Source organism: Ruegeria sp. BA12 (assembly GCF_056539625.1).
On the sequence record NZ_JBQFVF010000021.1, the window covers coordinates 1 to 6,002 of the forward strand.

Sequence of the window (6,002 nt, forward strand, 5' to 3'; positions counted from 1 at the left end):
GCCGTTCCGTTCGGTGTGTTTTGGTTGTGTTAGTTGTGTTTTGTTTATGGTGTTTCTGATTGAGATGACTGAGTGAGGTTGGGCTGATGAGCATGAACCCTTTTATCAATCGCGTTTCCAGCCTTTCGGGGCCTGCGCGTGATGTTTTGCCTGTTGCGCCGTCGGATGTGGCGGATTTGTCGGATGTGGCGATTGGTCTTTATGTTGAGGCGGGCGGGGCTGTGGTGATGACCACGGTGCGAGGGGAGACGCGCACCGTTCAGGTGACGGATTTTTCGATCCTGCCGGTGGGGGTTACGCGTGTGCATGCGACCGGCACAACGGCGTCGGGCATTCATGCGCTTGTGCTGACGTAAGGTATCCGCCGTTCACGGCGCACAGCCCTACCACCGGACTTCCGGCGGCGGGGTTTTTTGTATTCTCAAAACCTCTCTGTCGGGATCAGTCCGCGCCAAACAGATCGCGTGTGAAGACCTTGTCGCTGACATCGCGGATCTCGTCCGAGATGCGGTTGGCGAGGATCAGGTCGGCCTGCTGCTTGAAGGCGTCAAGATCGCGGATCACCGGTGAGTGGAAGAAATGATCCTCGCTCAAAACCGGTTCATAGACGATGACCTGGATGCCCTTGGCCTTGATCCGCTTCATGATGCCCTGAACCGAGCTTTGGCGGAAATTGTCGCTGCCTTCTTTCATCACCAGCCGGTAGATGCCGACGGTTTTGGGCCCTTTCATCAGAATCTGATCGCTGAGGAAATCCTTGCGGGTGCGGTTGGCATCGACGATGGCGCGGATCAGGTTCTGCGGCACATGGTTGTAATTGGCCAACAGCTGTTTGGTATCTTTGGGCAGGCAATAGCCGCCATATCCGAACGAGGGGTTGTTGTAATGCGCGCCGATGCGCGGGTCGAGGCTGACGCCTTCGATGATCTGGCGCGGGTCCATGCCGCCGGCCAGGGAGTAGCTGTCGAGCTCGTTGAAAAAGGCCACGCGCATGGCAAGGTAGGTATTGGCGAACAGCTTGATCGCCTCGGCCTCGTCGGGGTCGGTGAACAACACCGGCGCATCTTTTGAGACTGCTCCTTCCAGCAGCAGCTCGGCAAAGGCCTTGGCCCGGTCCGAGCGTTCGCCGACGATGATCCGGCTGGGATGCAGGTTGTCGTGCAGCGCCTGCCCCTCGCGCAGAAACTCTGGCGAGAAGATCACATTGTCGGTGCCAAACCGCGCGCGGGCATCGGTGACAAAGCCCACGGGGATGGTGGATTTGATCACGATGACGGCATCGGGGTTCACTCTGGTGACCTGGTCGATCACCGTATCGACCGAGCTGGTGTCGAAATAGTTGCTGCGCGGATCATAATTGGTCGGGGTGGCCACAACGACAAAATCCGCCCCGCCAAACGCGGCTTCGGGATCGGTGGTGGCGGTCAGGTTCAGCGTTCGGTTGGTCAGGAAGTCGGTGATATCGGCATCCTGGATCGGGCTTTCGCGCTGATTGAGCATGTCCACGCGCGCGGCGGACACATCCAGGGCAACAACGTCGTGGTTTTGCGCCAGCAGCACGGCGTTGGACAAGCCAACATAGCCAATCCCGGCAATCGCGATCTTCATATCTTGGTTCCTTGTGTACCCAGGGTCGGCACGCCCGGTGCGACCATAATCGTGTTTTTGGTGTGTGATAAGCTTTTGAAAGACGTGAAGGCAATGAACCGGACCGGGCGGCCAGCGCGCTTGTGTTGATTGGGCGCAATGGCGGTGCCCGGGTGGGTGTCTTAATTTACCGCGGCATTGATTGGCGTCGTGACAAGGGATGGGGTGATCTGGCTGATGGTGCGGCCCCATTTTGTGACAGGGTTTTCCGCGATGAAAATGATGTCGTTTGAGCGCAGCTGGAATTGCGCGGCCAGGGTCAGCTGTGCGGCGTTGCGGATATCAAGGTGCCAGGCGGTGACGGCGCCGAACTCGCGGGCGTCGGTTGCGGCGCGCAGCACATAAACCTCCGATGCGTCGCCGGTTTCCTTGGCGATGCCGCCGCCGGTGTCGAACAGCGCATCGGCCAGGGTGGCCGCGTGGTTGAACGGCAGGGCATAGCGGCCCTGGGTGCGGACCTCGCCGGACAGGTAGACGTAATCGCGATCGACCGCGTCCAGTTCGATGGACTGAACAAAGTTGTTGCGGCGCTCATCCAGATCGGCACGGCGCAGATTGACGGCCACGTTCAGCTCTTGCAGGGCGGTCTGGCGGCCTTCCAGCACGGTCTCGCGCAGGGCGATCTGCTGGGCAAAGAAGCGCTCGGCCCGGTCCAGATCATAGTCGGTATCGACAAAGACCGAGTCATCGGCGATCAGGTTGAGGTTCTGCAAGGCGGTGCGCGCATACAGATCTTCCAGCGGGATCTGATACATCTGCCCGTCGCGGTAGATGCGCACCGAGGAATTGTCGATATCGCTGACCGAGACCGACCCGGCGGCCGACAGCGCCTCGCCCAGGGTCAGCTGGGTCAGGGTGATGGGCTGGATGCCGGGCTGGCCGACGGCGCCGCCGACCGAGACGCGGCGGGAATTGAACTCGGCAATTTCCAGGCTGAAGGTGGGGTCGATCTGGTTTTCCACCAGACGCTGGAACAGCAGCGCCTCGGCCTCGTCCACGGTCAGGCCAACCAGCCGCACGCGGCCGACATCGGGGATGTTGATCGAGCCGTCATCCTGCACGGTATAGCCGTTGCGGCTGTTCTGCGCGGCCAGCAGGCCCGACAGCTCTCCGGCGGTGCCTTGGGTGGATGGCGTGGACAGCACCAGCACGTCGCCGATGCCAATGGTGTAGGGGCCGGGGTTCACTTGCGGTGGCGGGTCCAGCTGCAGCCCGGCGCGTGATCCGTCCTGGGTCGAGGGCGCTTCGGGCAGGGGGCCGGTGCCGCGCAAGCTGGTGGAGGAGCCCGATCCGGCCGACAGACCAAACACCGAAGGCAGGGTTTTGGGCGCATAAGGCGAGCGGTTGGCCACCAGCACGGTCTCGGGCGTGACCGGCACGACACGGACCTTGCCGGCATCCGACACGCCTGCGGTCACCGAGGGGCTGCGGTAGATGGTTGAACATCCGGCGATCAGGCCGCTCAGGGCCAGCGCACTGAGAAGAAGGGGGAAATGGCGCACGCGCTGTCCTTTGCTGTTCAAAATCTCAACTCTCATCGGGCACCACCTTTATGATCATGTTGCCCAGGAAATCGCCGGTCCATTGCGAGGACTGGACGATGCGGCCGGTGCTGTCCTGCACCCAGTAAATGTTGCTGAAGGTCTCGGCCACCCCATAGCAATCCTCTTGCCGCTTTTGCGCGGCAACGGGCGTGCCCTGCAACACCACCGGGTCAGACCCCAACGGGGTGATCCGGCAGCGATAGGCGTGCAGCTCGATCTCGTCATTGCCGTTGAGAAAGCTGTGGAACCGCTCGGCCCGGCCCGAACCGCCGCTCAGGATCAGCGCCGCGCTCTGGCTGACATCCGATCCGGCCAGACCGCCGCCGAACCCCTTGGCCGAGGTCAGCAACCCCTGATCCAGCGTGATGGTGGCGCCATCCGCACTCAGCCAGGTCTGTACCCCGGCGCGCTCGGTCTCAAGCAACATGACCCCGGCCAGATCGCGGGCGGGAAAGCCGACTTCAAGCCGCGGCGGGATCGGGCGGCGCGCGGCCAGCGCCTGCGCGCGCGGATGGAACCGGGGCGCATTGGGAAACAGCGCCCCCTTCAGCAGATCGACATCTTCCTGCGCGTCGCCGCAGGAGATCAGCATCAGGGCCAGCAGGGCCAACAGGGCAGGGCGGCGCAGGGCTGTCATCGCCAGAACCTCCCCCAGCCGCGCGACAGGTCCTGCGCGCGGGCCTCGCGGGTGACGCCATAGAGCCGGTTGCGCACATGCAGTCGCGCGCCGCCATCGCGCAGAACGGGACGGATGGTCTGAGCGATCTTGTTGCGCGACGGACGCCCGGTCAGCCATGAGACCGGGATTTCCAGCCGGATACCCTTGTCGAACGAGCCTTCGCCGAACTCTTCCGAGCTGACATTGGTCAGGGTAAAGAACGCTCCGACCTTGAAGCCGTTGTTGAACTTGCGATCCAGCGTGAAGGTGGCGCCATAATCGCCCGCCAGGTAGCGCCCGACATCGACCTGCGCGTGATACTCGCCCGGCAGATCGTAATAGGCCGAGACATGCCCGGTGGCGACGGAATAATCCTGAAAGCCGAACAGCACGTCGAAATCGCGTTGCACCGCATAATTGGCCTCGGCCCCCAGCGCCAGGCGGCTGTTGGTGGGATACCACAGCAGTTCCGCCGACAGCCCGCCGAACATGGTCTCGAGATAGCCCAGCGTGGTGCGGGCATAAAGGTTCGTGCCCGGCCGCCACAGATACTCGCCGGTCATATGTTCGATCCGCAGGTTGGATTCGCGGGCATAGATCGCCCAGTCTGAGCGCACATGCGGCAGCGGCGAATCCGAGACCCGGGTGCTGTCATCCAGCGTGCTGAGGATCGGCAGCCGCAGCCCGGTCGACAGGGTGAAGCCCGGCGAAAGCGTGTAATCCAGCCCCAGCGCGGCGCCCACCTCGTATCGCAGCGGGTCGTCGGGGTCGAAGAAGGAAAAGTTCAGATACGGCCCGAACCGATAGGAAAAATGCGGGTAAGCATCGCTGAGGATGCCGCCCTGCACCAGCGGCAGCGTGTCCGACACCTCGGCCCGGGCAAAGCTGCGCCAGGCATTGTCGGGGTCGTGTTCCAGCTCATACAGGTCGTCGCGATTGACCCGCACCGCGCTCAGCGGCACGCCGTTCGACATCAGCGCGATGTCGAAATGCTCGGTCTGGGCGGGTTCTTCATTGGCCAGCACGCGGGCGGTGCGCCCCAACGCCTGGGCGGCCTGACCATAGGTGGTATTCTCGACCCCGACCTGAACCGTATCGCCGGTCCCCGACAGATAGACCAGCCGCAGCCCTTCCTGTTCCAGCGCGGCCTGCATCCGGGACCGGATGTCGCCGGTCGCGCGGTCCGCTGTTGCGGCAGCGGTCTGCGATCTGGGCTGCAACGGCGGTGGCGCGGCACCTTGCCCGCCCGGCGCCACCGATTTGCGCGGGTCGATGAAATAGCTCAGCGTCAGCCCCAGCGTGGAGCCATAAAGAAAAGATGTGGTCAGCTGCGTGCCATTGTCGAACCGGTACTGGACCCCGACATTGATCGGGGATCTGACCCGGAAACTGTCGTTGACCGCTTCCTGGCTGTACAGATCGGGGGAATACTCGGCCAGAAAGGTCAGCCGGTCATTATATTGCCAGCTGGCGCCCCCAAACAGCGCCGCATCGCCACGGAACCAGTTGCCGAATTCCAGCTCACCGCCCTGACCGTTCGAATTTGGCGGCGGCCGGGTGTCGAACCGGCTGCCAAACACACCCAGCGGGTTCGAAAACGCGCCCCGCCCCGCTATGCGGCCCCAGCCGATGCCACCGGTCAGCTTGAGCCGGTCCTGAAAGGTCTTGGTGGCCACAAAATACTCGGCGGCATAGACGCCGGTACCGCCAAAATCGCGCAGCCCCATCACGATGGCCGGGCTGTGCCGGCTTTCCTCGCGCAACCGGAAATGGATGTCAAAGCTGCGGTCATACCGGGTGGTGTCGGGCCCATCCAGCCTGTCGATCACCGCATAACGGAAGCTGCCATGCACCCAGGGCAGCATCTGGAACGTCATCGTCCCCCGCCCGCTATTGCGCAACCCCGCAGCGGTGAACACCAGCGCCCCGTCATCGAACATCTCGGCGGTCGGAATCTCAAGCAGGCCGGGTGTGCCATAGGTCGAAACAGACTGCGCCTGACCCATGCCCGCCGCACCCGCACATACCAACGCCAACAGGCTTCTCAACCTCAAAGACACCGCTCGAATCTTCACGTCAATCTATCGCTTTTTCGATCGGCGCCTCACTAACAACTTTCAAAACAAACGTCCCGAAACAATCCGCCAAAAAAA

General features: G+C 62.7%; 5 protein-coding genes. 1 reads left to right on the forward strand and 4 read right to left on the reverse strand.

What is annotated here, in order from left to right; translation table 11 throughout:
• Positions 1 to 86: 86 nt before the first annotated feature.
• Positions 87 to 356 carry a spike base protein, RCAP_Rcc01079 family gene (locus ACR0B0_RS20725; protein ID WP_226689899.1) on the forward strand — a complete coding sequence of 90 codons (270 nt, stop codon included), beginning with the start codon at positions 87 to 89 and terminating at the stop codon, positions 354 to 356.
• 85 nt (positions 357 to 441) lie between these two features.
• Here ACR0B0_RS20725 and ACR0B0_RS20730 read toward each other — a convergent pair whose 3' ends face one another.
• From ACR0B0_RS20730 to ACR0B0_RS20745, 4 genes are all read right to left on the reverse strand, one after another.
• On the reverse strand, positions 442 to 1,608 hold the full coding sequence (locus ACR0B0_RS20730) for a nucleotide sugar dehydrogenase (protein ID WP_170379929.1): 1,167 nt from the start codon (positions 1,606 to 1,608) through the stop codon (positions 442 to 444).
• Positions 1,609 to 1,769: 161 nt separating this feature from the next.
• Positions 1,770 to 3,185: a polysaccharide biosynthesis/export family protein gene (locus tag ACR0B0_RS20735; protein ID WP_170551231.1), complete on the reverse strand. Its 1,416-nt coding sequence runs from the start codon at positions 3,183 to 3,185 to the stop codon at positions 1,770 to 1,772.
• Positions 3,175 to 3,828, reverse strand: coding sequence for a YjbF family lipoprotein (locus tag ACR0B0_RS20740; RefSeq protein ID WP_170362942.1), 654 nt, complete (start codon positions 3,826 to 3,828; stop codon positions 3,175 to 3,177). The genes ACR0B0_RS20735 and ACR0B0_RS20740 overlap by 11 nt, the downstream gene beginning before the upstream one ends.
• Positions 3,825 to 5,855: a YjbH domain-containing protein gene (locus ACR0B0_RS20745; RefSeq protein ID WP_480649408.1), complete on the reverse strand. Its 2,031-nt coding sequence runs from the start codon at positions 5,853 to 5,855 to the stop codon at positions 3,825 to 3,827. The genes ACR0B0_RS20740 and ACR0B0_RS20745 overlap by 4 nt, the downstream gene beginning before the upstream one ends.
• Between the last annotated feature and the right edge of the window lie 147 nt (positions 5,856 to 6,002).